Origin of the sequence: Salinispora pacifica CNR114, assembly GCF_000514775.1 — a bacterium.
GTDB lineage: Bacteria > Actinomycetota > Actinomycetes > Mycobacteriales > Micromonosporaceae > Micromonospora > Micromonospora pacifica.
This window is the reverse complement of record NZ_AZWO01000011.1, coordinates 32,191-58,891: the sequence shown is the minus strand read 5'-3', so window position 1 is coordinate 58,891 and position 26,701 is coordinate 32,191. Positions and strand designations below refer to the sequence as shown.

Here is a 26,701-nt window from a genome sequence, read left to right as displayed (position 1 = left end):
AGTACGGAGTGCGGTGGGGCAGTACCGCGTGGCCCGGAGTGCGGGGTGCGTGGCGTGAGGCGGCGATCGGCGATCCTCGTCCTGGAGGACGGGCGCACGTTCCACGGTGAGGCGTACGGCAGCGTCGGGGAGACCTTTGGCGAAGCGGTTTTCAACACCGGGATGACCGGCTACCAGGAGACGCTCACCGACCCGTCCTACCACCGGCAGGTGGTGGTGCAGACCGCGCCGCACATCGGCAACACCGGGGTCAACGGCGAGGATGACGAGTCCGGCCGGATCTGGGTCGCCGGGTACGTGGTCCGTGACCCCGCCCGGATCGGCTCGAACTGGCGAGCCACCGGCGGCCTGGAGGACCGGCTCGCCGCCGAGGGGGTGGTCGGCATCAGCGGTGTGGACACCCGGGCGCTCACCCGGCACCTGCGGGAGCGGGGCGCGATGCGGGTCGGGGTCTCCAGCGTCGAGACCGACCCGCAGGCGCTGCTGGCCCGGGTCCGGCAGGCCCCCCCGATGGTCGGCGCGGACCTCTCCGCCGAGGTGACCACCCCGCAGCCGTACGTGGTCGAGGCGCAGGGGGAGCACCGGTTCACCGTCGCCGCCCTGGACCTCGGCATCAAGCGAAACGTGCCCCGGCGGCTCGCGGCACGGGGTGTCACCACCCATGTCCTGCCGGCGCACTCGGGTATCGACGAGATGCGGGCCACCGGCGCGGACGCGATCTTCCTCTCGCCCGGCCCCGGTGACCCGGCGACCGCCGACGGGCCGGTGGCCCTGGCGCGCGCGGTGCTCGCCAGCGGTGTGCCGCTCTTCGGCATCTGCTTCGGCAGCCAGATCCTCGGTCGGGCACTGGGATTCGGCACGTACAAGCTCGGTTACGGCCACCGCGGGATCAACCAGCCGGTGCTCGACCGGGCAACCGGCAAGGTCGAGGTGACCAGCCACAACCACGGTTTCGCCGTCGCGTTCCCCGGTGCCGAGCCGGGGGCCGTCGTGCCGGACCGGGTGATCGAGTCCGAGTTCGGCGGGATCGAGGTCTCGCACGTCTGCCTCAACGACAACGTGGTCGAGGGGCTGCGGGCGCGCGACGTGCCCGCCTTCACCGTTCAGTACCACCCGGAGGCGGCGGCCGGTCCGCACGACGCGGACTACCTGTTCGACCGCTTCGCCGAGCTCATCGAGGGTCGCAACCACAGCGGGGGGCGCGCGAATGCCTAAGCGGACCGACCTCAAACACGTCCTGGTGATCGGCTCTGGGCCGATCGTGATCGGGCAGGCCTGCGAGTTCGACTACTCCGGCACCCAGGCGTGCCGGGTGCTACGCAGCGAGGGGATCCGGGTCAGCCTGGTCAACTCGAACCCAGCGACGATCATGACGGACCCGGAGTTCGCCGACGCCACGTACGTCGAGCCGATCACCCCGGAGTTCGTCGAACTGGTCATCGCCAAGGAACGGCCGGATGCGGTGCTGCCCACCCTGGGTGGCCAGACCGCGCTGAACACGGCGGTCGCGCTGCACGAGGCCGGGGTACTGGAGAAGTACGGCGTCGAGTTGATCGGCGCGAACATCGACTCGATCCGCCGCGGCGAGGATCGGCAGCTGTTCAAGGATGTCGTCGCCAGGGCGGGGGTCCGGATCGGCGTCGAGGACCCGGCCACGCTGGTGCCGCGGTCCCGGGTCTGCCACTCGATGGACGAGGTCCGCGAGACCGTCGCCGAGCTGGGCCTGCCGGCGGTGATCCGGCCGTCGTTCACGATGGGTGGCCTCGGCTCCGGCATGGCCCACACCGAGGCGGACCTGGAACGCATCGCCGGTGCCGGCCTGGCCGCCAGCCCGGTGCACGAGGTACTCATCGAGGAGAGCGTGCTCGGCTGGAAGGAGTACGAGCTCGAGCTGATGCGCGACCGGAACGACAACGTCGTGGTGGTCTGCTCGATCGAGAACGTTGACCCGATGGGCGTGCACACCGGCGACAGCGTCACCGTGGCGCCGGCGATGACCCTCACCGACCGGGAGTACCAGCGCCTGCGGGACCTCGGTATCGCGGTGCTGCGCGAGGTCGGGGTGGACACCGGGGGCTGCAACATCCAGTTCGCGGTGAACCCGGCCGACGGCCGGATCGTCGTGATCGAGATGAACCCCCGGGTCTCCCGCTCGTCGGCGCTCGCCTCGAAGGCGACCGGCTTCCCGATCGCGAAGATCGCCGCGAGGCTGGCCATCGGCTACACCCTCGACGAGATCCCGAACGACATCACGCTGAAGACGCCGGCCGCCTTCGAGCCGACGTTGGACTACGTGGTGGTCAAGATTCCGCGCTTCGCGTTCGAGAAGTTCCCCGGCGCCGACCCGGAGCTGACCACCACCATGAAGTCGGTCGGTGAGGCGATGAGCCTGGGCCGCAACTTCACCGAGGCGCTGAACAAGGCGATGCGCTCGATGGAGACGAAGGCGGCCGGCTTCTGGACCGCGCCCGACCCGGCGGGTGCCACCCGGGAGGACACCCTCGCGGCGCTGCGGGTGCCGCACGACGGGCGGCTCTACACGGTGGAACGGGCGCTGCGGCTCGGCGCCTCGATCGCCGAGGTGTCGGCGGCATCCGGTGGGATCGACCCGTGGTTCCTGGACCAGATCGCCGGCCTGGTGGAGTTGCGGGCCGAGATCGTGAACGCCCCGGTGCTCGATGACGACCTGCTGCGCCGGGCCAAGCGGGCGGGGCTCTCCGACCGCCAGCTCGCCGCGTTGCGCCCGGAGCTGGCCGCCGAGGACGGGGTTCGGACGCTGCGGCACCGGTTGGGTGTCCGGCCGGTGTACAAGACCGTGGACACCTGCGCGGCGGAGTTCGAAGCGACGACGCCCTACCACTACTCCACCTACGACGCGGAGACCGAGGTGGTCGGGTCGGACCGGCCCAAGGTGCTGATCCTCGGCTCGGGGCCGAACCGGATCGGGCAGGGCATCGAGTTCGACTACTCCTGCGTGCACGCCGTCATGGCGTTGCGGGACGTCGGATACGAGACGGTTATGGTCAACTGCAACCCGGAGACCGTCTCCACCGACTACGACACCGCGAACCGGCTCTACTTCGAGCCGCTGACCTTCGAGGACGTCCTCGAGGTGTGGCACGCCGAGGACTCCTCCGGCCGGGCGGCCGGAGGCCCCGGGGTGGTTGGGGTGGTCGTACAGCTTGGTGGCCAGACCCCGTTGGGGCTGGCGCAGCGACTCAAGGACGCCGGGGTGCCGGTCGTCGGTACCTCCCCGGAGTCGATCCACCTCGCCGAGGAGCGGGGGGCGTTCGGCGCGCTGCTGGCCCGTGCCGGGTTGCGGGCGCCGGCACACGGCACCGCCATCTCGTACGACGAGGCGAAGACGATCGCCGCCGAGATCGGCTATCCGGTGCTGGTCCGGCCCTCGTACGTGCTCGGTGGTCGGGGCATGGAGATTGTCTACGACGACGCCACGCTGCGTGACTACATCGGCCGGGCCACCGACATCTCCCCGAATCATCCGGTGCTGGTGGACCGGTTCCTCGATGACGCGATCGAGATCGACGTGGACGCGCTCTGCGACGCCGCCGGCGAGGTCTACCTCGGCGGGGTGATGGAGCACATCGAGGAGGCCGGGATCCACTCCGGCGACTCCTCCTGCGCGTTGCCGCCGATCACCCTGGCCGGTTCCCACGTCGCCGAGGTCCGTCGGTACACCGAGGAGATCGCCCGGGGCATCGGCGTACGGGGCCTGCTCAACGTGCAGTACGCCCTCAAGGACGACCAGCTCTGGGTGCTTGAGGCCAACCCGCGTGCGTCCCGGACCGTGCCGTTCGTGTCCAAGGCCACCGCGGTGCCGTTGGCCAAGGCGGCGGCTCGGATCGCGCTCGGTGCCACCATCGCCGAGCTGCGCGCCGAGGGCCTGCTCCCCGCCGACGGCGACGGCGGCACCCTCCCCGCGAATGCGCCGATCGCGGTCAAGGAGGCGGTGCTCCCGTTCAAGCGGTTCCGCACCCCGACCGGGAAGGGGATCGATTCGCTACTCGGACCGGAGATGAAGTCCACCGGTGAGGTGATGGGCATCGACACCGCATTCGGGTACGCCTTCGCCAAGTCGCAGTCGGCAACCTACGGCTCGTTGCCCACCAGCGGGAAGATCTTCGTGTCGGTCGCCAACCGGGACAAGCGGGGCATGATCTTCCCGATCAAGCGCCTGGCCGACCTGGGCTTCCAGCTGATCGCCACCACCGGCACCGCTGAGGTGCTGCGCCGGCACGGCGTCGCCTGCGAGCAGATCCGCAAGCACTACGAGTCGGGGGAGAGCGCGGACGCGGTCTCGCTCATCCGGTCCGGCGAGGTGGTGCTCGTGGTGAACACCCCGCAGGGTTCGGGAGCGAGCGCCCGCTCCGATGGCTACGAGATCCGCAGTGCCGCCGTGACGGCGGACATCCCCTGCATCACCACCGTCCCCGGCGCCGCCGCCGCGGTGATGGCGGTCGAGGCCCGGATCCGTGGTGACATGGTGGTCCGTCCGCTGCAGGCGCTGCACGCCTCGCTGCGAAGCGCCCGGTGAGCCCGAGCGGCCCGAGGTCGCTCACCCGGCCGGGGAGGATGGGGTGATCTTCGAACGGGTGGTGCGGCCACGGCTGTTCCGGCTGGGGGGCGGGGACGCGGAGACGGCGCACGAGTTCACGGTACGGCGGCTGGCCGGCCTGGCTCGGGTGCCCGTGGCGCTGGCCGTGCTCCGGGCCCGGTACGGCGTCTCGGCTCCCCGAACGGTGTTCGGGCTGCGCTTCCCGAACCCGGTCGGGTTGGCCGCCGGGATGGACAAGAACGGGGTGGCGCTGCCGGCCTGGCCGGCGTTGGGCTTCGGTTTCGTCGAGGTGGGTACGGTCACCGCGCACCCGCAGCCGGGCAACCCGCGGCCGCGGCTGTTTCGGCTTCCCGAGAGCCGGGCGGTGGTGAACCGGATGGGCTTCAACAACGCCGGCGCCGACGCGCTCGCGGCGCGGTTGGCGGCGCTGCCCCGCCCACTCGGGGTGCCGCTGGGCATCTCCCTCGGCAAGTCCAAGGTCACCCCGCTCGAGGAGGCGGTCGCGGACTACCAGGCGTCGTACCAGGCCCTGCGCGGGTACGGCGACTACTTCGCGGTCAACGTCTCCTCGCCGAACACGCCGGGGCTGCGTGCGCTGCAGGACCGGGCACATCTGGATGCCCTGTTGGCCGCTCTGGTCGGCGAGAAGCCGGTGCTGGTGAAGATTGCCCCAGACCTTCCGGATTCGGCAATCGCGGAGCTGCTGGAGGTCTGCCTGGCGCGGGGCGCGGCGGGCGTGATCGCCACGAACACCACGCTCTCCCGCGACGGCCTCGCCCCCGCCGATCAGGCCGGCGGCGCCGAGGCGGGTGGGCTCTCCGGCCGCCCGTTGGCGCAGCGGGCCCGGGAGGTGGTCTCCTTCGTGCACGCCGAGACCGGCGGCCGGCTGCCGATCGTCGGCGTCGGCGGCATTCTCACTCCGGACGACGCCGAGCGCATGTTCGACGCGGGCGCCTCGTTGGTGCAGCTCTACACCGGCTTCATCTACCGGGGGCCGGCCTTGGTACGGGCCGCCGCGGCGGCGGCCCGCACGCCGTGACACCGTGCGGGTGGTACGCGCCCGGTGACTGCGGACCGCCCGCCGGTGGTGCGCCGGGCTACTGGGACCCGAGGGCCGGTTGACACGGTGACCGGCTGGTGAGGAGGCGACGTCGTTGACCCCGGAGGAGATCAGTGCCGCAGACGCGGCGCACGTGTGGCATCCGTACGAGGCGCTGCCGCCGGCCATGCCGCCGCGCGTCGTGGAGAGCGCGGCCGGGGTGCGGCTGCGGCTGGCTGATGGGCGGGAGCTGGTTGACGGGATGGCGTCGTGGTGGTCGGCGATCCACGGCTACCGGCACCCGGTGCTGGACGCGGCGGTGACCGATCAGCTGGGCCGGATGAGCCACGTGATGTTTGGCGGGCTCACCCACGAGCCGGCCGTCACCCTGGCCCGCACCCTCGTCGAGCTGGCGCCGGAGGGGTTGGAGCACGTCTTCCTGGCCGACTCCGGCTCGGTGAGTGTCGAGGTTGCCGTCAAGATGTGCCTGCAGTTCCAGCGGGCCACCGGCCGGCCGGAACGCCGTCGGCTGGGTACCTGGCGGGGCGGCTACCACGGCGACACGTTCCACCCGATGAGTGTCTGTGACCCGGAGGGGGGCATGCACCACCTCTGGGGGGAGGTGCTGCCCCGGCAGGTCTTCGCGCCGGTGCCGCCAGCGGGGTTCACCGCACCGCCGGATCCGGCGTACGAGGCGGTCCTGGCGGACGCGGTCGCCCGGCACGCCCACGAACTGGCCGCGGTCATCGTCGAGCCGGTCGTCCAGGGGACCGGTGGCATGCGGTTCCACCACCCGCGCTACCTACAGGTGCTGCGGGAGGTCACCCGTGCCCACGGGGTTCTGCTCATCTTTGACGAGATCGCTACCGGTTTTGGTCGGACCGGGGCGATGTTCGCCGCAGAGCACGCCGGCGTGACGCCGGACGTGCTCTGTGTGGGCAAGGCGCTCACCGGGGGGTACCTCACCCTGGCTGCCGCGCTCTGCACCGCGGAGATCGCCCGTGGGATCTCGGCCGCCGGTGTACTCGCGCATGGTCCGACCTTCATGGGTAATCCGCTCGCCTGCGCGGTGGCGAACGCCTCGCTCGGCCTGCTGCGGGCCGAGGACTGGCCGGCGCAGGTGGCGCGGATCGAGAGTGGTTTGCGGGCCGGCCTGGAGCCGCTACGGGCGCAGCCGGGCGTCGCCGACGTCCGGGTGCTGGGCGCGATCGGTGTGGTGCAGCTCGACCATGAGGTGGACCTGCCGGCGGCGACCACGGCGGCGGTGGCCGCCGGCGTCTGGCTGCGACCGTTCCGGGATCTGATCTACACCATGCCCCCGTACGTCACCGCGGATGCCGATCTGGCCCGGATCACCGCGGGGATCGCCGCCGCGGCTCGGGCGGGCTGATCCGCCGGCTGCGGCGGCGAGTGGGGCCGGGGCGGCGGGTGGGTGGGCGTGCGGCGGAAGCCCGCCGGGTGGGTGGGCCGTGCGGAGCCCGCCGGGTGGGGTGGGCGGTGCGGAGCCCGCCCGGGTGCGGGCGGCATCAGCCGCCCGCTGAGACGACGCGTGCGTGGCACGCGAGAGGAGGTCTGCGATGGAGAGCTTCGGCGCCCGGTTGCACCGGGCGGTTGGCGAGCGGGGTCCGCTCTGCGTGGGCATCGACCCGCACCCGGGTCTGCTCGCACGGTGGGGCCTCGATGACGATGTTCGCGGTCTGGAGCGGTTCGCGGGCACGGTCGTGGAGGCGTTGGGTGACCGGGTCGCGGTGGTCAAGCCGCAGTCGGCCTTCTTCGAGCGGTTCGGGTCTCGGGGCCTGGCGGTCCTAGAGTCAACTATCCGACAGTTGCGGGCGGCTGGTTCGCTCGTCCTCCTTGACGTCAAGCGTGGCGACATTGGCTCGACGGTCTCCGCGTACGCCTCCGCGTACCTTGATCCATCGAGCCCACTGCATGTCGACGCGGTGACGGTGAGCCCGTATCTCGGGGTTGGCGCGCTCGCCCCGATGTTCGAGCTGGCCGCCGCGCAGGGTGGCGGAGTCTTCGTGCTGGCGCTGACCTCCAATCCCGAGGGCGCCGCGGTGCAGCGGGCTCGCACCGCCGACGGGCGGACCGTCGCACAGCTGGTCATCGACGAGATTTCCCAGCTCAACGCGGGTGCGCAACCACTGGGCAGCGTGGGGTTGGTGGTGGGGGCGACCATCGGTGAGACGGGTCACGATCTCACCGCGGTCAACGGTCCGCTGCTCGCTCCGGGGCTGGGAGCGCAGGGCGCCAGCGCCGCTGACCTCCGGGTGGTCTTCGGCTCCAGCCTGTCCGCCGTACTGCCCACATCCTCCCGTGAGGTGCTGGCCGCGGGGCCCGATCCGGCGGCTCTTCGGGACGCCGCGGACCGGGTCCTGGCTGACTGTCGAGCGGCTTTGACCGGTTCGTAGCTGACTGACGGCTCGGTCACTTTCCGCCGATCTTCGCGTGCCCACGTTGCCGAATGCGCCGTTGACCGCTAGTTTTCCCCGCGCTGGGAACCTTGGGCCTCCCTGGTTCGCAGCGACACCACGTTTCACAGTGCGGCGGTGCGTTCGCCCGTCGCGATAGGGACCTGAGGAGAACTGGTGCCGCTCCCGTCACTGACCCCTGAGCAGCGCGCAGCAGCGCTGGAGAAGGCCGCGGAGATCCGCAAGGCCCGTGCTGAGCTGAAGGAGCAGCTCAAGCAGGGCAAGACAACGCTCGGAGCCGTTCTCGAGCGGGCCGAGTCCGACGATGTCGTCGGCAAGCTGAAGGTATCCGCTGTCCTGCAGGCGATGCCGGGAATCGGCAAGATCCGGGCGACCCAGATCATGGAGAAGCTCAAGATCGCCGATAGCCGGCGCCTGCGTGGCCTCGGCGAGCAGCAGCGCAAGGCCCTGCTTGGGGAGTTCGCTGCCAACTGAGGTCGGCGGCCGTGTAGAAACGAGCAGTGAGCACGGATGGTGAGGCGCGCCCGGCGGCCCGGCTCACCATCCTGACCGGACCGTCGGGTTCCGGTCGGGATGGTGTCGCTGGGTTGGTCCGGGCGCGTCTGCCTACTGTGTGGACGCCGGTGCCGGTGACCACCCGCCCCCGGCGGGATGGCGAGGTGGCCGGGGTCGATCGCGTCTTCCTCGACCCGGCCGAGTTCGACCGGCTGCTGGCCGCCGGCGATCTGCTGGAATGGAGCCAGATCGGCCGATACCGGCGCGGTACGGCGGGGCAACCCCTGCGGTCCCGACTGGCCGCTGGGGCGCCGGCTCTGCTCCCGATGGACCTGGCCGGGGCGCTGCGGCTGCGGGCCGTGTTGCCGACGGCCCAGCTCGTTCTGCTGCACCCACCCGGCTACGTGGCCGATCCGGTCACCGAGCCGCATTTCGCGCATACGATCGTGCATGGCCGGACCGTGCAGGTCGTGGACGAGCTGGTAGGATTGTTCGGTTCGTCATTCAAAGCTCCGGCGCGACCGCGCGTGCGCGGTTGACCGCCAGCACCGCGAGCGGTGTCACAGACGCAGAGGTCAACACGTGGGATCCATCGCCACCAACCCCGAAGGCATCACCAACCCGCCGATCGACGAGCTCCTTGAGAAGACCACCTCGAAGTACGCGCTGGTCATCTTCGCCGCCAAGCGGGCCCGTCAGGTCAACGCCTACTACAGCCAGCTCGGCGAGGGCCTGCTGGAGTACGTCGGCCCGCTGGTCGAGACGACCCCGCAGGAGAAGCCGCTCTCGATCGCCATGCGGGAGATCAACGCGGGTCTGCTCACCGCTGAGCCCACCGACCAGCCGTAACGCGTACCCAGCGATGTCCCCCCGGATTATCCTCGGGGTCGGTGGCGGGATCGCCGCCTACAAGGCCTGCGAGTTGCTGCGGCTCTTCACCGAGTCCGGCCACCAGGTCCGGGTCGTGCCGACCGCGTCGGCGCTCCATTTCGTCGGGGCCGCGACCTGGTCGGCGCTCTCCGGTCAACCAGTCGCCGACGACGTCTGGTCCGACGTGCACGAGGTGCCGCACGTGCGGTTGGGTCAGCAGGCGGACCTGGTCGTGGTGGCTCCGGCCACCACCGACCTGCTTGCCCGGGCCGCGCATGGGCTCGCGGATGACCTGCTCACCAACACTCTGCTGACGGCTCGCTGCCCGGTGGTCCTGGCGCCGGCGATGCATACCGAGATGTGGGAACATCCGGCGACGGTGGCCAACGTGGCGACGCTGCGCTCCCGCGGGGTGCGGGTCGTGGAGCCGGCGGTCGGCCGGCTCACCGGAGCGGACACCGGCAAAGGGCGGCTACCGGACCCGGCGGAGCTCTTCGCCGTGGCTCGACGCGTTCTCGCTCGCGGCGCCGCCGCGACGGCGGACCTCACCGGGAAGCACGTGCTGGTCACCGCCGGGGGCACCCGGGAGCCGCTGGATCCGGTCCGGTTTCTCGGTAATCGCTCCTCCGGCAAGCAGGGGTACGCGTTCGCCCGCGCCGCGGTGGCGCGAGGAGCCCGGGTCACCCTGGTCTCCGCCAACGTCGCGCTGCCCGATCCGGCCGGCGTGGACCTGGTGCGGGTCAGTACGACCGCCGAGCTGCGCGAAGCCACGCTGACGGCTGCCGACCGCGCGGACGCGGTGGTGCTGGCGGCGGCTCCCGCCGATTTCCGGCCGACGACGTACGCGACTGGCAAAATCAAGAAGTCGGACGACGGCAGCGCGCCCACCATTGAGCTCGTCGCGAACCCGGACATCGCCGCCGAGCTCGGGAAGCGTCGTCGCCCGGAGCAGGTGCTGGTGGTCTTCGCCGCGGAGACCAGTGACGCCGAGGCCAACGGTCGAGCCAAGCTCGCCCGTAAGCGGGCGGACCTCATCGTCATCAACGAGGTCGGCCCGGACCAGGTTTTTGGCGCCGACACCAACGCGGCGACCGTCATCGGCGCGGACGGATCGGTCAGCCGGATGCCCGAGCAGTCCAAGGAAGACCTCGCAGACGGTGTCTGGGACCTCATCGTCTCCCGGCTGACCGGCTGTCCCGGATAGCTGGATCAGTGCGCGATAGGGGGATCCGGTACCCGGCGCGAGTGACTAAACTGCCGCGGAACGAGTTTCCCTGACTTAGGAGTGCCGTGACACGCCGCCTCTTCACTTCCGAATCGGTAACCGAAGGTCACCCTGACAAGATTGCTGACCAGATCAGTGACGGGATCCTCGATGCGTTGCTGGCAGAGGACCCGCGTAGCCGGGTTGCAGTGGAGACGCTGATCACAACCGGTCAGGTGCATGTTGCGGGCGAGGTAACCACGAAGGCCTACGCCGACATCCCGTCGATCGTGCGTCGGACGATTTTGAACATTGGTTACGACTCGTCGCGAAAGGGTTTCGACGGGGCGTCCTGCGGAGTAAGTGTGTCGATCGGGTCGCAGTCGGCAGATATCGCCCAGGGGGTCGACAACGCGATTGAGCTGCGTACCGGCGCATCCGAGCACGTGTTGGACGCGCAGGGCGCTGGCGACCAGGGGATGATGTTCGGGTTCGCCTGCTCGGAGACCCCAGAGTTGATGCCGCTTCCGATCGCGTTGGCGCATCGGCTGTCCCGCCGCCTGGCACAGGTGCGGCGCGAAGGTGTGGTGCCGTACCTGCGTCCGGATGGTAAGACGCAGGTGACGGTGGAGTACGAGGGAATGCGGCCGGTGCGGCTGAACACCGTGCTGGTGTCGTCGCAGCACGCGGCCGATGTGTCGCTGGAGTCGCTGCTGACGCCGGACATCCGGGAGCACGTGATCGCGCCGGAGGTGGAGAGTCTCGGGCTGGGGCTGGACATCGAAGACTACCGGCTGCTGGTGAATCCGACGGGCCGGTTCGAGGTTGGTGGCCCGATGGGAGACGCGGGTCTGACCGGTCGGAAGATCATCGTGGACACCTACGGCGGGTACGCGCGGCACGGCGGCGGAGCGTTCTCCGGCAAGGACCCGTCCAAGGTGGACCGCTCGGCGGCGTACGCGATGCGGTGGGTGGCCAAGAACGTGGTGGCGGCCGGGCTGGCGGAGCGGTGCGAGGCGCAGGTGGCGTACGCCATCGGCAAGGCGCAGCCGGTGAGCCTGTTCCTGGAGACGTTCGGCACGGAGACGGTGCCGGTGGAGCGGATCGAGAAGGCGGTGACGGAGGTGTTCGACCTTCGGCCGGCGGCGATCATCCGGGACCTGAAGTTGATGCGGCCGATCTACTCGCAGACCGCGGCGTACGGACACTTCGGTCGAGAGCTTCCCGACTTCACCTGGGAGAGCACCGATCGCGCCACTGATCTCAAGTCGGTGGCGGGCGGCTGAGTAGTACCCCGCGTAGCGACCGGCGGCCTGCCAACGGGTCGCCGGTCGCTCGTGTCTGCGTGGACCTTCCCCTGGCCCACCTCGATCGGCCCTTCGACTACCTGGTGCCCGAGGCTCTCGATGGCGACGCTGCTCCCGGCACCCGGGTGAAGGTCCGCTTCGCCGGTCAGCTCGTCAACGGCTGGCTGTTGGAGCGGGTGAGCGAATCCGCCCACCCCCGGCTCGCGTACCTGGAGAAGGTCGTCTCCCCGGAGCCGGCCCTCGCTCCGGAGATCGCCCGCCTGGCCCGCGCCGTCGCCGACCGGTACGCCGGCAGCCTCGCCGACGTGCTTCGCCTCGCTGTTCCGCCCCGGCACGCCCGGGTCGAGAAGGAGCCGCAACCGCCTCCCGCGGCCGGTCCGCCCGTGCCGGATGCGGGAACCGGGCCGGTTGATCCGATTGGTTGGTCGGGCTACCCGGCTGGCCCCGCCCTCCTGCGAGCCCTCGTCGACGGCCGTGCCCCCCGCGCGGTCTGGTCTGCGCTGCCGGGGGAGGAGTGGCCCACCCGTTACGCCGAGGCGGTCGCGGCGACCGTCGCCGGTGGTCGGAGCGCGGTCGTGGTCGTCGCCGACGCCCGGGACCTTGACCGGCTCGACTCGGCGCTGACCGCCGTGCTCGGCCCCGGCCGGCACGTCCAACTGACCGCCGCGCTCGGTCCGGCCCGCCGGTATCGGGCCTTCCTCGCCGCCCGGCGGGGCCAGGTGCCGGTGGTGATCGGCACCCGGGCCGCCATGTTCGCGCCGGTGCCCCGACTCGGCCTCGTCGCCATCTGGGATGACGGTGACGACCTGCACGCCGAGCCCCGTGCCCCCTACCCGCACGCCCGCGAGGTGTTGCTGACCCGCGCCCAGCTGGCTGGCACCGCTGCCCTGATCGGCGGTTATGCCCGAACCGCCGAGGCGCAGCTGCTCGTGGAGACCGGGTGGGCCCGCGAGGTCACGGCTGCCCGCGCCGCCGTCCGGGCGCGGATGCCGGCGATCGCCCCCACCGGCGACGACCCCCAGCTGGCCCGGGACCCGGGTGCGGCTACCGCCCGGCTGCCCAGCCTGGCCTGGACCGTGGCGCGCGCTGCCCTCTCCGCCGACGCGCCGGTCCTCGTCCAGGTGCCCCGTCGCGGCTACCTGCCGGCGGTGGCGTGCGCCACCTGCCGGGCTCCGGCGCGCTGCCCGCACTGCGCCGGGCCGCTCGCGCTTCCCTCGGCGCGGGGCGCGCCGGTCTGCCGCTGGTGTGCCCGCGTCGCCGCCGCGTACGCCTGCCCGGAGTGCCAGGGACGGCGGCTACGCGCCTCGGTCACCGGCGCCCGACGGACGGCCGAGGAGCTGGGCCGGGCCTTCCCCGGTGTGCCGGTGCGCACCTCCGGGCGGGAGGAGGTCCTCGCGACCGTCCCCGGTGGCGCCGGGCTGGTCATCACCACCCCGGGTGCCGAGCCGGTAGCCGATGGTGGTTACGGGGCGGTGCTGCTGCTGGACTCGTGGGCTCTGCTGACCCGGGCCGATCTGCGGGCGGGGGAGGAGGCGCTGCGGCGTTGGCTCGCCGCCGCCGCCCTGGCCCGCCCCGGGTCGGACGGCGGTCGGGTGGTGGTGGTCGCCGACGGTGCGCTCGTCCCGGTGCAGGCACTGCTCCGCTGGGACGCTGGCTGGTTCGCGGCCCGCGAACTCGCCGAACGCCGGGAGCTCGGCTTTCCACCGGCGGTGCGGATGGCGAGCGTCACCGGGCCGCCGGCCGCCGTCGCCGAGCTGCTCGACGAGTCCCGGCTACCGGTGGAGGCGGAGTTGTTGGGGCCGGTGCCCGCCGACGGCGACCGGGAACGGATGCTGGTCCGGGTTCCCCGTGCCCGGGCCGCGGCCCTGGCCGCCGCCCTGCACTCGGCGGCCGGGGTGCGCACCGCCCGTAAGGCTGCTGATCCACTCCGGCTCCAGATCGATCCGCTGACCCTCTTCTGACCTAGCGACTCAACGGAGGCTGGCAGCTACCAAGAGTTACTGAAGTTGTCGCGACGGACACGCTGTGTGGGGATGGGGGCGGATCCGGGTGATAGCATCGCCCCTCATGTCGGGCCGGATGAAGGCTCAGGTCATGGTGTGTCGTCCGATGCGCCCGGCCGGAGCTGGGGCCGGTTCGGCGGCGATGGCGACGGAGCGCGTCGGGTGGCGCGGTGCCGGCGAGTGTTAACAGCCCGCAATCATAGGTGGACCAGTCGTGATCGTTCCTCAATCGATTGTCTTCAACGGCGACCTCGGCAGTGGCAAGAGCACCGTCTCCGTGGAGATCGCCGAGCGCCTCGGCATGCGTCGGGTCAGCGTGGGTGATCTCTACCGGCAGATGGCCCAGGAGCGGCAGATGACCGCCCTCCAGCTCAACCTGCATGCCGAGCTGGATCAGGCCGTGGACGGCTATGTCGACCAACTTCAACGGGATATCGCGGCCTCCGGTGAGTGCCTGGTGATGGACTCGCGGCTCGCCTGGCACTTCTTCACCGACGCGCTCAAGGTGCACATGATCACCGAGCCCGGGGAGGCTGCCCGGCGAGTGCTGCTGCGTCCATCCGGCCCGGCTGAGCAGTACACCTCCCTGGAGGAGGCGAAGGCCCGGCTCCTGGAGCGCAGCGAGAGTGAGCGGAACCGGTTCATCATCCGCTATGGCGTGGACAAGGCCCAGCTGCGCAACTACGACCTGATCTGTGACACCACCCGGGCCGGCGCCGCGGAGGTGATCGAGCACATCGTCGCCGCGTACGAAGGGCGGCTCTGCCCCGAGGTGCTGCGGGAGGCTCCGCCGTTGCTGCTGCTCGACCCGGCCCGGGTGTACCCGACCGAGGACATCGTCACCCTCCGCGGCCGGTGGGACGCCGCACCCGCCGACGATGTCGCCGCAGCTGGCGACGAGCCGCTGGAGCCGCTGCGGATTGGTTACACGGGGGAGCACTTCTTCGTTGTGGACGGGCACCGTCGACTCAGTGCCGCGTTGCGGGACGGGTGCCAGCTGGTGCCCGCCCGGCTCGCCGCCGAGGTTGACGAGCCCGTCGTCGGTGGGATGAGCGCGATCGACTACTTCGCCGCCCAGGTCCGGCCCAGCATGATCCACGACTGGTCGGCCGCGCATGGCATCGATCTGCCGCTGCCCGAACCGGCTCTGTTGGGCGGCGGTACGGTCTTGGCGGGGGAACCCGGCGTCGGCGCCTGAGCACCACGCTCGTCCGTCGGCGCCGCAGGGCCGCATCTGGCCGTCGACGCCTGGCCGCCACGCCGCCCTCCCCGTCATCCTCCCGGCGCAGGGGGTTACGGTCTGCCGACTGAGCGTGCATGATGGGCCACCTGACCCCTAATATCGGAGGTGGCGAATGGATGCATCTGAGGCGGTCGCACTGCTGACATCTCCGCCGGGCCGACTCGACCCCTATCCCACGTACGAGCGGCTGCGCGCGCACGGACCGGTGGTTTCGACGGCGGCCGGTTTCTTCGTGGTCACCGGGTACACCGAGGCCGACACGGTGTTGCGGAACCCTCGGTTTGAGGTGATGGACGACGAAGAACGCGACGGTGTCTTCCCGCATTGGCAGGACAGCCCAGCGATGATCTCGATCTCCCGGTCGATGATCCGGGCCAATCCACCGGACCACAGCCGCATGCGCCGCCTGGCCGCGGGCGTGTTCACTCCGCGCCGGGTCGCCGCCCTCCGCGAGGTGGTGGCCGCCCAGGCCGACGGCCTGGTCGACGAGATGATCCGGGCCGGTCGGGGCGGTGCTGCGGTGGATTTCATGGGTAGCTTTGCCTACCCGTTGCCGGTCACGGTGATCTGCGCCCTGCTCGGGGTGCCGGCGGCCGACTGGGCTCGGTTTCGGCACTGGGCCAGTGATCTGACCGGTGTCCTGGAGCCGGAGATCACCCCGCAGGAGTTGGCCATCGCCGACGCCGGCGCCAGTGAGCTGCGTGACTACTTCACCGAGCTGATCGCCCAGCGCCGCCGAGCCCCGGCCGACGACCTGACCACCGCCCTGGTGCAGGCGCACGACGCCGACGGTGACCGGCTGTCCGGCGAGGAGCTGTTGGCCAACCTCGTGTTGCTGTTGGTCGCGGGCTTCGAGACCACCACGAACCTGCTCGGCAACGGGCTGGTCGTGCTCCTGACCCACCCCGACTCGGCGACTGCCCTGCGCGGTCAGCCCGAGCTCGCACCCGGCTACGTGGAGGAGTTTCTGCGGTACGACTCCCCCGTGCAGTTGACCAGCCGTACGGTCCGCGAGTCGGTATCCCTCGCCGGGGTTGAGCTGCCCGCGGGGAGTTGGCTGCTGGTTCTGCTCGGCGCGGCCAACCGCGACCCGGCGCGTTTTACTGATCCGGCTCGCTTCGACCCGCGGCGGGCCCAGTCGCCCCCGCTGTCCTTCGGCGCCGGCGCGCACTACTGCCTCGGCGCCGGGCTGGCCCGGCTGGAGGCCCAGGTCGCCTTTCCACTGTTGCTGCGCCGGCTGCCCGAGCTCGCGCTGGCCGGCGAACCCACTCGGCGGCACCGGCTGACCCTGCGTGGCTACGAGACGCTTCCGGTGACCGTCGGTGCCGTACCCGCTGATCCCGGTACGCCGGCCGGGGTCGCTCTGGGCACTCCGTAGACTGGTACGGCACGCCCGTTGCCAAGCCCACGAAGGAGCCAATCCGCGTGACCGTCCAGCCCATCCGCCTCTTCGGCGACCCGGTGCTGCGCACGCCGGCTGACCCGGTGGTCGACTTCGATGTCGAACTGCGCAAGCTTGTCGCTGACCTGATCGACACGATGCGTGAGCAGAACGGCGCCGGTCTGGCCGCGCCGCAGCTCGGCGTGGGCCTGCGGGTGTTCGCCTTCGACGTGGACGACGTGGTCGGTCACCTGGTCAACCCGGTGTTGGAGTTCCCCGACGCCGAGGAGCAGGACGGCCCGGAAGGCTGCCTGTCGCTGCCGGGTCTGTACTTCGACACGAAGCGCCGGCAGAACGTGGTCGCCAAGGGCTTCAACGGGTACGGCGATCCGGTGCAGATCGTCGGTACCGGTCTGATGTCGCGCTGCGTGCAGCACGAGACCGACCACCTGGATGGGGTGTTGTTCATCGACCGGCTCGACCCGGCCGGTCGCAAGGCGGCGATGAAGGAGATCCGCCGGGCCGAGTGGTACGACCCGGCGGCCCCGCCGACGGTGAAGCTCAGCCCGCACGCCGCCAACCCGTTCGGCCTCGGGCGGTGACCGGCCGATGCGCGTGATCTTCGCCGGTACGCCGGCCGTCGCCGTCCCCACCCTCGCCGCGGTGGCCGCCTCCCGCCATGAACTGGTCGCGGTGCTCACTCGCCCGGATGCTCCGGCGGGCCGGGGCCGGGGCCTGTCCCGTTCCCCGGTGGGCGCCTGGGCCGACGAGCACGGCATCGAGGTCCTCACCCCGGCCCGGCCGCGGGAGCCGGAGTTCCTCGACCGGCTGCGTACCCTGGCACCGGACTGTGTGCCCGTCGTCGCGTACGGTGCGCTGGTCCCGCCGGCTGCCCTGGAGATTCCGCGGCATGGCTGGGTCAACCTGCACTTCTCCCTGTTGCCCGCCTGGCGCGGCGCGGCTCCCGTGCAGCACGCCCTGTTGCACGGCGACGAGGTGACCGGTGCCAGCGTCTTCCAGCTTGAGGAGGGCCTGGACACGGGCCCGGTGTACGGCACCGTCACCGACGAGGTTCGGCCGGCCGACACCTCGGGCGACCTGCTGGAGCGGCTGGCGCACTCCGGCGCGGAGCTGCTGATCGCGGTGCTGGACGCGATCGAGGAGGGCTGCGCACGGGCGCAGCCGCAACCGAACGACGGGGTGAGCCTGGCGCCGAAGCTCACCGTGGCGGATGCCCGGGTGCGCTGGGGTGACCCCGCCTTCGCCGTGGACCGGCGCGTCCGCGCCTGCTCCCCGGCTCCCGGCCCGTGGACGACTTTCCGCGGCGAGCGGGTCAAGCTCGGCCCGGTCACCCTCGTCGCGGATGGCCCCGAACTGAAGCCGGGTGAGCTGTTGGTGGAGAAGTCCCGGGTGCTTGCCGGCACCGCCACCACCCCGGTTGCGCTCAGTGAGATCCGGGCGGCGGGCAAGAAGGCCATGCCGGCGAGTGACTGGGCGCGCGGTGTTCGGGTGAGCGCTGGGGAGGTCCTCGCATGACGGGCCCGGTAGACGGCCAGGACGTGGACCGGGCCGGTGGTTTCCGGGCCGGTCGTCCCGCCGCCGACCGTGGTCGTGCTGGTGTCGGATTCGAGCGCCGCCCGGAGCGGCGGGGCCGTGGCGGCCAGCGGCCGACGGCCGGCGGGCGCGGGCGCCCCACCGGCCGGAGCGCCGCTGACCTACCCCGGCACGCCGCCTATCAGGCGGTCGCCGCGGTCAACCGGGATGACGCGTACGCCAACCTTGTGCTCCCGGCGATTCTGCGCGACGCGGATCTGGTCGGCCGGGACGCCGCCTTCGCCACCGAGCTGACGTATGGGACGCTGCGCCGGCTCGGCACCCTCGACGCGATCCTCACCGAGGCCGCCGGTCGGGATGTGGCCCGCATCGATCCGCCGGTTCGGGACGCGTTGCGGCTCGGCGCGTACCAACTGCTCCATACCCGGGTACCCGCCCACGCCGCTGTCTCGGCAACGGTTGACCTGGTCCGCTCGGTTGGGCCGGGGGCGACCGGGTTCGCCAACGCGGTGCTCCGAGAGGTCGCCAGCCGGGATGTCGACGCTTGGGTGGCCCGGCTCGCCCCGCCGCTGGAGACCGACCCGATCGGGCACCTGGCACTCGCGTACAGCCATCCGCAGTGGATTGTGCGGGCGTTCGCCGAGGCGCTCGGCGGCGACCTTGGTGAGACCACCCGGTTGCTCATCGAGGACAACGAGCGCCCGCCGGTGCACCTCTGTGCCCGCCCGGGGCTGGCCGACCCGGTGGCCCTGGCCGACGAGGTCGGCGGTGCCCCGGGCGCCTTCTCCCCATCCGCGGTCTACTCCGGTGGGGGCGCCCCCGGCGACCTGCCGGCGCTCATCGAGGGGCGGGCCCATGTCCAGGACGAGGGCTCCCAACTGGTGGCCGAGGCTCTCACGGTGGCGCCGCTGGACGGCCCGGACGGTCGCTGGCTCGACCTGTGCGCGGGGCCGGGGGGCAAGTCCGGCCTGCTTGGCGCCATCGCCGCCCAGCGTGGCGCGCGCCTGACCGCGGTGGAGGTGTCCGAGCACCGGGCCCGTCTTGTCCAGCAGGCCACCCGCGACCTGCCGGTGACCGTGCTCAACACGGATGGTCGCACCGTCGGCGCGACGCCGAAGCTCGCGGAGGGGCACTTCGACCGGGCGCTGGTGGACGCACCCTGCACCGGTCTGGGCTCGCTGCGTCGGCGACCCGAGTCACGCTGGCGCCGGCAGCCGTCGGACCTGCCGGCGCTGACCCGGTTGCAGCGGGAACTGCTCAGCGCGGGGCTGCGGGCGGTCCGCCCGGGTGGCCTGGTGGCATACGTGACCTGTTCGCCGCACGTCGTCGAGACACACGTGACGGTTACCGAGGCGGCGCGCCGCGCGGGGGTGCCGGTCGACTTCGTTGACGCCCGTCCGCTGTTGCCGACGGGAATGCCGGGGCTCGGCGACGGGCCGACGGTACAGCTGTGGCCGCACCGGCACGGCACCGACGCCATGTTCCTTGCGGTGCTGCGCCGGGGTTGACCCTTGCGGTGCTGCGCCGGGGTTGGTCTGGTCCCGTGCCGTTCGGTCGGCCGCGTTCCGCCGACCCGCCGGGGGTGGTCAGTCCGCGTGATGCGCGGCGTGACCACCCCCGGCTCAGGCAGCCCGGGTGGTCAACCGTCCCGGATGCGGCCCGCACTACCGCGGCAGGCCGGCCTTGCCCGCGTCCTTCATCGACCGGGTCAGGCTCCGGCCGCTGACGTAGAGAAAACACTGCACCCCCCGGTTGCCGGTGAGCCACTCCTCCTCCAGCGGGGCGTAGAGGATGTAGCCGGTGCGGTACTCCACGTCGCTGCGGGGCACCTCGGCGTACTCGGCAATCAGCTTGTAGCAGCTCTCGCCGGTCCGGTCCTCGTTGCGTTGGAACTCGGCGTAGTCGGTCTCCGGTGCGGTCCAGACGCCGACGAACTCGGCGCGGTGTTTCTCGGTGCACGCCACCGGTGTCATCGCCTCGACCCGGTCGTCGCTCAGGGTCGGCTTGAAGCAGGTGTGCCGAAGCGGGGAGTCGCCCTTGAGTGCTCCAACCAGGCTGGCGGTGCGGGAGACCACGCTCGGTTCGTTCAGGCCCTCGTACTCGCTCACGTCGCAGCGGAACCAGCGGAAGCCCCCCTCCCATCCAGCTCGCGACGGGCGGATGACGGAGAGGCCGATCCGTCCACTGCGCCAGTCGGCACCCAGTGCCTCGTTTACCTCCCGCTCACAGGTGGCGTAGGCGGTCCGCATCGCGGACGAGTCGGTTTCCGGTGGCCGGGAACCCGTCGCGTCGGCCCCGGTCAGCGTGCCGACGTACAGGGTCTCCGACGTGTGCGGCTGGTCGCAGGGAGTCGGCGCGTACGCGCTGCGGTAGCCGACCTCGGATACGGTGGGGTGGCAGGTGCCCGCCTCGGGCGTGAAACCCGTCGCGGCGGCGAGGGGGGCCCAGTCGTCAACCAGATCTCCGTCGGTTCCCGGCGGCGCGGCAGCACATCCGACGAGCGTCAGGGCCACCACCGTGGCGGACAGCGTGACTCGTTTCATCCGGCGTCCTCCCGGGCGCGGTAGGTATGGCGTCCGAACACGCCACGGTGCGGCAGCTTACGGCACGTGGCAAACCGGTTCCGTGTGCCGTCAGCGACTCGGTAGGCGTGGCTGCCCGCCGGCTCGCCCGCCGACGACCGCTGTGGAGCGACGGCGCCGCCCGGCGTCCCGGTCCGCAATGGTCAGTTCCCGTCGGGTAGCCGCGGGATGCGCCCGAGCGGCTCGGCGGGGCCGCACCGGTGGCGATGGGAGGCTGCGTTCGTACACTGGCCTCGTGACCGTACCGCTGCCAATCGTCGCGCCGAGCATTCTGGCCGCCGACTTCGCCCGCCTCGCCGACGAGGTCCGTGCCATCGAAGACACCGCCGACTGGGTGCACGTGGATGTCATGGACAACCACTTCGTGCCGAATCTGACGATCGGGTTGCCGGTCGTGCAGAGCCTGCGGGCCGCCACCCGGCTTCCCTTTGACGTGCACCTCATGATCGAGGATCCGCGGCGGTGGGCGCCCGGCTACGCCGACGCCGGGGCGTACAACGTGACGTTTCACGCCGAGGCCTGTGCCGACCCGGTCGCGCTGGCCAAGGAGCTCCGTTCGGCCGGTGCGAAGGCGGGGTTGGCGATCGACCGGGACACCCCGATCGAACCGTACCTGGACCTGCTGCCCAGCTTCGACACCTTGTTGATCATGACGATCAAGGCGGGGTTCGGTGGGCAGCGGTTCATTCCGAACCTGTTGGACAAGGTGCGCACCGCCCGTCGACACGTCAACGCTGGTCACCTGGAGCTGCGCATCGAGGTCGACGGTGGGATCGCCGTGGACACCATCGCCGAGGCCGCCGAGGCGGGCGCGGACGCCTTCGTCGCCGGCACCGCCGTCTTCGGCGCCGATGACCCGGCCGAGGCCGTACGCCGGCTGCGGTCCCTGGCCCAGTGCGCGGCGCCCCGGGCCTGACGTGGAGCCCGAAGGGGATCGCCAGGACGTCATTCTGGTCGTTGACGACGACGAGGACATCGCCCGGTTCGTCGAGTTCAACCTGCGGTTGCACGGCTATGAGGTGATCCATGCCGGGGACGGCCAGGCGGCGCTTGAGGTGATCGCGCGGCACCGCCCCGACCTGGCCGTGGTCGATCTGATGATGCCCCGGATGGACGGGATGGAGCTGACCCGACGGCTTCGGGCCAACCCGATGACCGCCGCCCTCCCGGTGATCATGCTGACCGCCAAGGGGATGACCGTGGACAAGGTGCACGGCCTCAGCGCCGGTGCCGACGACTACCTGGTCAAGCCCTTCGATACTGCCGAGTTGGTGGCCCGGGTCAGCTCCACGCTGCGCCGGAACAAGGAGTTCCGCGAGGTCTCGCCGCTGACCGGGCTACCCGGCAACAGCCGGATCCGGCGGGAGATCGCCGACCGGATCCGGGTCGGGGCCGACTACGCGGTCGGCTACATCGACATTGACCGTTTCAAGAGTGTCAACGACGTCTACGGGTTCGTCCGTGGCGACGACTTCATCTCCGCGTTGGCCCGCAGCCTGCACCAGGCGGTCGTCTCGGTGGGGCTCCCACCGGCCTTCCTGGGCCACGTCGGCGGTGACGACTTCATCTTTGTCAGCACCCCGGACCAGGTCCGGCAGCTGACCTCGCAGGTCTCCGCGGACTTCGAGCAGGCGGCCGACGCGCTGTACGACCCGCCCGACGCGGCTCGCGGCTACGTGGAGCTCAAGGATCGGCGGGGCAACCTACGCCGCGCCGCGCTGGTCACCCTCTCGATCGGCGTCTCGGTCTCGGATGCCGACAAACGGCTCACGAATCCACTGGCGGCGATGACGATCGCCTCCGAGATGAAGTCGGTGGCCAAGAGCCAGCCGGGGTCGTACGTGGCGGTGGACCGGCGTCGCGGAGTGTCGGATTCGAGTCATCGTTCTGTGAAGTAGCGCGCTGGGGGTAGCCGTTGACCCCCCAGAGCGTGTAAGACTTCGGGTGGTACCCACCACGCGCTGGCGGGACTCGGTGTAATTCCGAACCGGCGGTGATCCACGGCCTGGCTGTGGTAAGCCCGCGACCCGGGAGCGGTTCGTCCGCCCGGTGGACCTGGTGAAAATCCGGGGCCGACGGTTGGGTGCGGGCCTGCCCGCGTCCAGACAGTCCGGATGGGAGACAGCGCGCGGGACGGACGGGCCCTGCCCGGCCGCCGGTCTCGGCGTGCCGTGCGGCCCTCCCGGGGCGGCTGTGCCGTTGCCGGATCTCCGCCACCGCACGCCCGCGGCCCGATGCCGCCGCTCCCATCGCCGCCCGCGCACCGATCGGCGGGCGGGAGGGCAAGGCATGGCCGGCGTCTCCGTGGACGAGGCGATGCGTCGCGCAGTTGAACTTGCCGCACGCGGCCTCGGCACCACCAGCCCCAACCCGGTCGTCGGCTGCGTGCTGCTCGACCCGGGCGGTCAGGTCGTCGGTGAGGGCTTCCACGCGTACGCCGGTGGGCCGCACGCCGAGATCGTCGCGCTCGCCCACGCGGGGGAGCGGGCGCGGGGCGGCACCGCGGTGGTCACGCTGGAACCCTGCGATCACACCGGCCGTACGGGCCCGTGCAGCACCGCGCTGGTGCAGGCGGGCGTTGCCCGGGTGGTGATCGCCGTACCCGACCCGAACCAGGCTGCCTCCGGTGGCGCCGCCACGCTGCGGGCCGCCGGGGTCCGGGTCGACCTGGGCGTACGCGCCGTTGAGGCGGAGGCGGGCAACACCGCGTGGCTGACCTCAACGCGTCGGGGCTGGCCGTACCTCGTCTGGAAGTACGCGGCGACGCTGGACGGGCGGTCCGCCGCAGCCGACGGCACCAGCATGTGGATCACTTCCGAGGCGGCCCGGATGGATGTGCACGCGCTGCGCGGCACGGTGGACGCCGTTCTCGCCGGGGTGGGCACGGTCCTCGCCGACGACCCGCGCCTGACCGTTCGGAACCTGCGCGACGGCAGCCTCGCCATCCGGCAGCCGCTGCGGGTGGTGGTGGACTCGGCGGGCCGGACCCCGGCCGGAGCGCGGGTCCGCGACGACGCCGCGTCCACCTGGATCGCCACCGCCGAGGAGGTTGGTACCGATTCGGTGGGCCGAGTCGATCTGTCGGCGCTGCTCGCCGCGCTCCACCAGCGCGGGGTGCGCGCCGCGCTGCTGGAGGGAGGGCCGCGGCTGGCCGGTGCCTTCCTCGCCGCCGGGTTGGTCGACAAGATCGTTGGCTACGTCGCGCCCCGGTTGCTCGGTGCCGGCCCTACCGCGTTGGCGGACGCGGGGGTGACCACGATCACCGATGCCATCGACTGTGAGGTCGTGGACGTTACCCAGGTCGGTCCCGACCTGCGGATCACCGCACTGCCCCGGAAGAGGGAGGGCTGACATGTTCACCGGCATCGTCGAGGAACTCGGTGAGGTCATCCGCATCGCGGAGAGCGCGGAGGATTCCGCGGTGGTCACCATCAACGGCCCGTTGGTCGTCGCCGACGCCCGGCCCGGTGACTCCATCGCGGTCAACGGAGTCTGCCTGACCGTGGTGGAACTCGCCGGCGGTACCTTCACCGCCGATGTGATGGGCGAGACCTTGCGGCGCTCCGCACTCGGGATGCTGCGCGTCGGTGACCGGGTGAACCTGGAGCGGGCCGCCGTCCTCGGCAGCCGCCTCGGCGGCCACCTGGTTCAGGGGCATGTCAACGGTGTTGGCGAGCTGCTGGCCCGGGAACCGGCCGCGCGGTGGGAGACGGTCCGCTTCCGCCTCCCCACTGACCTGGCTCGCTATGTGGTGACGAAGGGGTCGATCACCGTTGACGGGGTGTCCCTGACCGTGGCGGGTGTCGGACCCGACTGGTTCGAGGTGGGCCTGATCCCCACCACCCTGCGGCTGACGACGCTGGGCTCTCGGAGCGTCGGCGACGCGGTCAACCTCGAGGTTGACGTCCTGGCCAAATATGTCGAGCGGTTGCTCGGCGGGGGCCAGTTGGCCGGGCCGGCCGACCAGTCCGCCGCTGACGACCAATCCGTCGCTGTTGACCGGCCCGTCGCTGTTGACCGGCCCGGTGCCGCGCCAGTGGGCGGGGCGGCGTGATGGGGCCGCTCGGCTGGCTGCTGGAAGCGCAGGTGAGTCTCGCCGGCTCGCCGGTGCTGGTCCGCGAGATCGTCGGCAACGTCTTCGGCCTGGCCGCCGCGATGTTCGGCCTGCGCCGGGTGGTGTGGGCCTGGCCGGTCGGCATGATCGGTAACGCGCTGCTGTTCACCGTCTTCCTCGGCGGAGCGTTCGCCACCCCACAGGCACACGACCTCTACGGCCAGGCCGGCCGGCAGGTCTTCTTCTTCGGGCTCGGCCTCTACGGCTGGTGGCGCTGGTCACGGAATCGCCGCCGGGGCGGTGCCGGTTCCGCCGCCGCGGTGGAGCCCCGCTGGGCCACCGGACGGGAGCGGCTCGGACTGCTGGTGGCTGCCGTCGTCGGGACCGCCGTCAGCTACCCGGTCCTCGCCGCCCTGGGCTCGTGGGGGCCGCTGCCGGATGCCTGGATCCTGACCGGCAGCCTGCTCGCCACGTACGGCATGGCCCGTGGATATGTGGACTTCTGGCTGATCTGGATCGCCGTCGACGTGGTCGGACTGCCACTGTTGCTGCGCGGCGGGTTCTATCCCTCGGCGGCCATGTACCTCGTCTACGGCGCGTTCTGCGTCTGGGGACTCGCCGCCTGGTGGCGGACGTCGCGTGCTGCTCGTACCGACCTCGTGCCGATTCCATCGAGCTATGCGGAGGCTGCGGCGTGACCACTTTTGCCAGGATCGAACGAGCGATGGCGGAGATCAACGCCGGTCGGCCCGTCGTCGTGGTCGACGACGCCAACCGGGAGAACGAGGGCGATCTGATCTTCGCGGCCGAGCTGGCCACGCCCGAGCTGGTCGCCTTCATGGTCCGCTACACCTCCGGCTACATCTGTGTGGCATTGACCGAGGGTGAGTGTGACCGGCTGGACCTGCCGCCGATGCACCACACCAATCAGGACCGGCGCGGCACCGCCTACACGGTGACCGTGGATGCCCGGGAGGGCGTGAGTACCGGCATCTCCGCCGCCGACCGGGCGCACACGATCCGGCTGCTCGCCGACCCCGGCACCAGGCCGGAGGATCTGGCCCGGCCCGGTCACGTGGTTCCGCTGCGGGCCCGCGAGGGGGGTGTGCTGCGCCGGCCCGGTCACACCGAGGCCGCGACCGACCTCACCCGGTTGGCCGGGCTACGCCCCGTGGGCGTCCTCTGCGAGCTGGTCAACGACGACGGCACCATGATGCGGGGCCCGGACCTGGAGCGGTTCTGCGCCGAGCACTCGCTACTCCTGGTCACCATCGCGGACCTGATCGCGTATCGCCGGCGGACGGAGAAGCAGGTCGAGCTGGTCGCCGAGGCGCGGCTCCCCACCCGGCACGGGGTCTTCCGGGCGCTGGGGTACTGCGGCGACTACGACTCGGCCGAGCACGTCGCCCTGGTGCTGGGTGATCTCGGCGACGGTCGGGACGTGCTGGTACGGGTGCACTCCGAGTGCCTCACCGGTGACGTCTTCGGCTCGTTGCGCTGCGACTGTGGCCCGCAACTGGACGCTGCCCTGGAACGGGTCGCCCAGGAAGGCCGCGGAGTCGTGCTCTACCTCCGCGGCCATGAGGGGCGCGGCATCGGGCTGTTGCACAAACTCCAGGCGTACCAGTTGCAGGACCTGGGCCGGGACACCGTTGACGCGAATTTGGAGCTCGGCCTGCCGGCGGACGCGCGGGACTACGGCACCGGCGCGCAGATCCTCTACGACCTGGGGGTGCGGTCGATGCGGCTGTTGACCAACAATCCGGCCAAGCGGGCCGGCCTGGAGGGGTACGGCCTGACCGTCACCGGCCGCCTGGACCTGCCGGTCCGTCCGCACCCCGAGAACGTGGACTACCTGCGAACCAAGCGGGACCGGATGGGACATCTGCTGGAGTTCGACGAGGTTGTTGAGGCGCCGACGGGTCGTACCATCGTCGGTGATGGGATTGGAGCATAGG

At 71.4% G+C, this 26,701-nt stretch carries 23 protein-coding genes and 1 riboswitch; of the genes, 22 read left to right on the top strand and 1 reads right to left on the bottom strand.

Annotated elements, in window-relative coordinates:
• Nucleotides 1-54 precede the first annotated feature (54 nt).
• The 16 genes from carA to B118_RS0107800 all read left to right on the top strand — a co-directional run bounded on the left by carA (nucleotide 55) and on the right by B118_RS0107800 (nucleotide 19,615).
• Nucleotides 55-1,215, top strand: a complete 1,161-nt coding sequence (carA, locus tag B118_RS0107875; protein ID WP_018810407.1) for a glutamine-hydrolyzing carbamoyl-phosphate synthase small subunit — start codon at nucleotides 55-57, stop codon at nucleotides 1,213-1,215.
• Entirely contained in the window at nucleotides 1,208-4,555 is a 3,348-nt protein-coding gene (gene carB, locus B118_RS0107870; RefSeq protein WP_028192613.1) for a carbamoyl-phosphate synthase large subunit, read from the top strand. Before carA ends, carB begins: the two co-directional genes overlap by 8 nt.
• Before the next feature lie 43 nt (nucleotides 4,556-4,598).
• Nucleotides 4,599-5,615: a quinone-dependent dihydroorotate dehydrogenase gene (locus B118_RS0107865; protein ID WP_018810409.1), complete on the top strand. Its 1,017-nt coding sequence runs from the start codon at nucleotides 4,599-4,601 to the stop codon at nucleotides 5,613-5,615.
• Nucleotides 5,616-5,730: 115 nt separating this feature from the next.
• Nucleotides 5,731-7,005, top strand: a complete 1,275-nt coding sequence (locus B118_RS0107860; protein WP_027647534.1) for an adenosylmethionine--8-amino-7-oxononanoate transaminase — start codon at nucleotides 5,731-5,733, stop codon at nucleotides 7,003-7,005.
• A 187-nt stretch (nucleotides 7,006-7,192) separates the two neighbouring features.
• Nucleotides 7,193-8,029, top strand: a complete 837-nt coding sequence (pyrF, locus tag B118_RS0107855) for an orotidine-5'-phosphate decarboxylase (protein ID WP_018821390.1) — start codon at nucleotides 7,193-7,195, stop codon at nucleotides 8,027-8,029.
• 177 nt (nucleotides 8,030-8,206) lie between these two features.
• Nucleotides 8,207-8,524 (top strand): integration host factor, actinobacterial type, encoded by a 318-nt coding sequence (gene mihF, locus B118_RS0107850; RefSeq protein ID WP_007458370.1) that lies wholly within the window; start codon nucleotides 8,207-8,209, stop codon nucleotides 8,522-8,524.
• 26 nt (nucleotides 8,525-8,550) lie between these two features.
• Entirely contained in the window at nucleotides 8,551-9,084 is a 534-nt protein-coding gene (locus tag B118_RS0107845; protein WP_027645255.1) for a nucleoside/nucleotide kinase family protein, read from the top strand.
• Between the two features lie 43 nt (nucleotides 9,085-9,127).
• Nucleotides 9,128-9,394 (top strand): DNA-directed RNA polymerase subunit omega, encoded by a 267-nt coding sequence (gene rpoZ, locus B118_RS0107840; RefSeq protein WP_013285517.1) that lies wholly within the window; start codon nucleotides 9,128-9,130, stop codon nucleotides 9,392-9,394.
• 13 nt (nucleotides 9,395-9,407) lie between these two features.
• The gene (coaBC, locus tag B118_RS0107835) at nucleotides 9,408-10,619 is read left to right on the top strand and encodes a bifunctional phosphopantothenoylcysteine decarboxylase/phosphopantothenate--cysteine ligase CoaBC (RefSeq protein ID WP_028192612.1); all 1,212 of its coding nucleotides are present in this window, start codon (nucleotides 9,408-9,410) and stop codon (nucleotides 10,617-10,619) included.
• 86 nt (nucleotides 10,620-10,705) lie between these two features.
• Complete coding sequence (gene metK, locus B118_RS0107830; protein ID WP_018220164.1) at nucleotides 10,706-11,905, top strand: methionine adenosyltransferase; 1,200 nt, start codon at nucleotides 10,706-10,708, stop codon at nucleotides 11,903-11,905.
• Nucleotides 11,906-11,964: 59 nt separating this feature from the next.
• Complete coding sequence (locus B118_RS0107825; RefSeq protein ID WP_050590602.1) at nucleotides 11,965-13,887, top strand: primosomal protein N'; 1,923 nt, start codon at nucleotides 11,965-11,967, stop codon at nucleotides 13,885-13,887.
• A 256-nt stretch (nucleotides 13,888-14,143) separates the two neighbouring features.
• Nucleotides 14,144-15,127 (top strand): AAA family ATPase, encoded by a 984-nt coding sequence (locus B118_RS0107820; protein ID WP_018220162.1) that lies wholly within the window; start codon nucleotides 14,144-14,146, stop codon nucleotides 15,125-15,127.
• A gap of 157 nt (nucleotides 15,128-15,284) precedes the next feature.
• A complete protein-coding gene (locus tag B118_RS0107815; RefSeq protein WP_018220161.1) occupies nucleotides 15,285-16,550 on the top strand; it encodes a cytochrome P450 in 1,266 nt (421 codons plus the stop codon).
• Between the two features lie 47 nt (nucleotides 16,551-16,597).
• Nucleotides 16,598-17,155 carry a peptide deformylase gene (gene def, locus B118_RS0107810; RefSeq protein ID WP_018815993.1) on the top strand — a complete coding sequence of 186 codons (558 nt, stop codon included), beginning with the start codon at nucleotides 16,598-16,600 and terminating at the stop codon, nucleotides 17,153-17,155.
• Between the two features lie 7 nt (nucleotides 17,156-17,162).
• Nucleotides 17,163-18,089 (top strand): methionyl-tRNA formyltransferase, encoded by a 927-nt coding sequence (gene fmt / locus B118_RS0107805; RefSeq protein WP_027645253.1) that lies wholly within the window; start codon nucleotides 17,163-17,165, stop codon nucleotides 18,087-18,089.
• On the top strand, nucleotides 18,086-19,615 hold the full coding sequence (locus tag B118_RS0107800; protein WP_027645252.1) for an RsmB/NOP family class I SAM-dependent RNA methyltransferase: 1,530 nt from the start codon (nucleotides 18,086-18,088) through the stop codon (nucleotides 19,613-19,615). The genes fmt and B118_RS0107800 overlap by 4 nt, the downstream gene beginning before the upstream one ends.
• 156 nt (nucleotides 19,616-19,771) lie before the next feature.
• Here B118_RS0107800 and B118_RS0107795 read toward each other — a convergent pair whose 3' ends face one another.
• Nucleotides 19,772-20,650, bottom strand: coding sequence for a septum formation family protein (locus tag B118_RS0107795; protein ID WP_028192611.1), 879 nt, complete (start codon nucleotides 20,648-20,650; stop codon nucleotides 19,772-19,774).
• Between the two features lie 274 nt (nucleotides 20,651-20,924).
• Between B118_RS0107795 and rpe the strand changes: the two genes are divergently transcribed.
• From rpe to B118_RS0107765, 6 genes are all read left to right on the top strand, one after another.
• Nucleotides 20,925-21,605, top strand: a complete 681-nt coding sequence (rpe, locus tag B118_RS0107790) for a ribulose-phosphate 3-epimerase (protein WP_018220156.1) — start codon at nucleotides 20,925-20,927, stop codon at nucleotides 21,603-21,605.
• Entirely contained in the window at nucleotides 21,541-22,587 is a 1,047-nt protein-coding gene (locus B118_RS0107785) for a GGDEF domain-containing response regulator (RefSeq protein ID WP_018810416.1), read from the top strand. The genes rpe and B118_RS0107785 overlap by 65 nt, the downstream gene beginning before the upstream one ends.
• Before the next feature lie 58 nt (nucleotides 22,588-22,645).
• Nucleotides 22,646-22,819, top strand: a riboswitch (FMN riboswitch).
• A gap of 159 nt (nucleotides 22,820-22,978) precedes the next feature.
• Nucleotides 22,979-24,040 carry a bifunctional diaminohydroxyphosphoribosylaminopyrimidine deaminase/5-amino-6-(5-phosphoribosylamino)uracil reductase RibD gene (gene ribD, locus B118_RS0107780; protein WP_018220154.1) on the top strand — a complete coding sequence of 354 codons (1,062 nt, stop codon included), beginning with the start codon at nucleotides 22,979-22,981 and terminating at the stop codon, nucleotides 24,038-24,040.
• Nucleotide 24,041: 1 nt separating this feature from the next.
• Entirely contained in the window at nucleotides 24,042-24,743 is a 702-nt protein-coding gene (locus B118_RS0107775; protein WP_027645250.1) for a riboflavin synthase, read from the top strand.
• The gene (gene pnuC / locus B118_RS0107770) at nucleotides 24,743-25,441 is read left to right on the top strand and encodes a nicotinamide riboside transporter PnuC (protein ID WP_018810418.1); all 699 of its coding nucleotides are present in this window, start codon (nucleotides 24,743-24,745) and stop codon (nucleotides 25,439-25,441) included. The genes B118_RS0107775 and pnuC overlap by 1 nt, the downstream gene beginning before the upstream one ends.
• Nucleotides 25,438-26,700 (top strand): bifunctional 3,4-dihydroxy-2-butanone-4-phosphate synthase/GTP cyclohydrolase II, encoded by a 1,263-nt coding sequence (locus B118_RS0107765; protein ID WP_028192610.1) that lies wholly within the window; start codon nucleotides 25,438-25,440, stop codon nucleotides 26,698-26,700. Before pnuC ends, B118_RS0107765 begins: the two co-directional genes overlap by 4 nt.
• The last annotated feature ends 1 nt before the right edge of the window (nucleotide 26,701 follow it).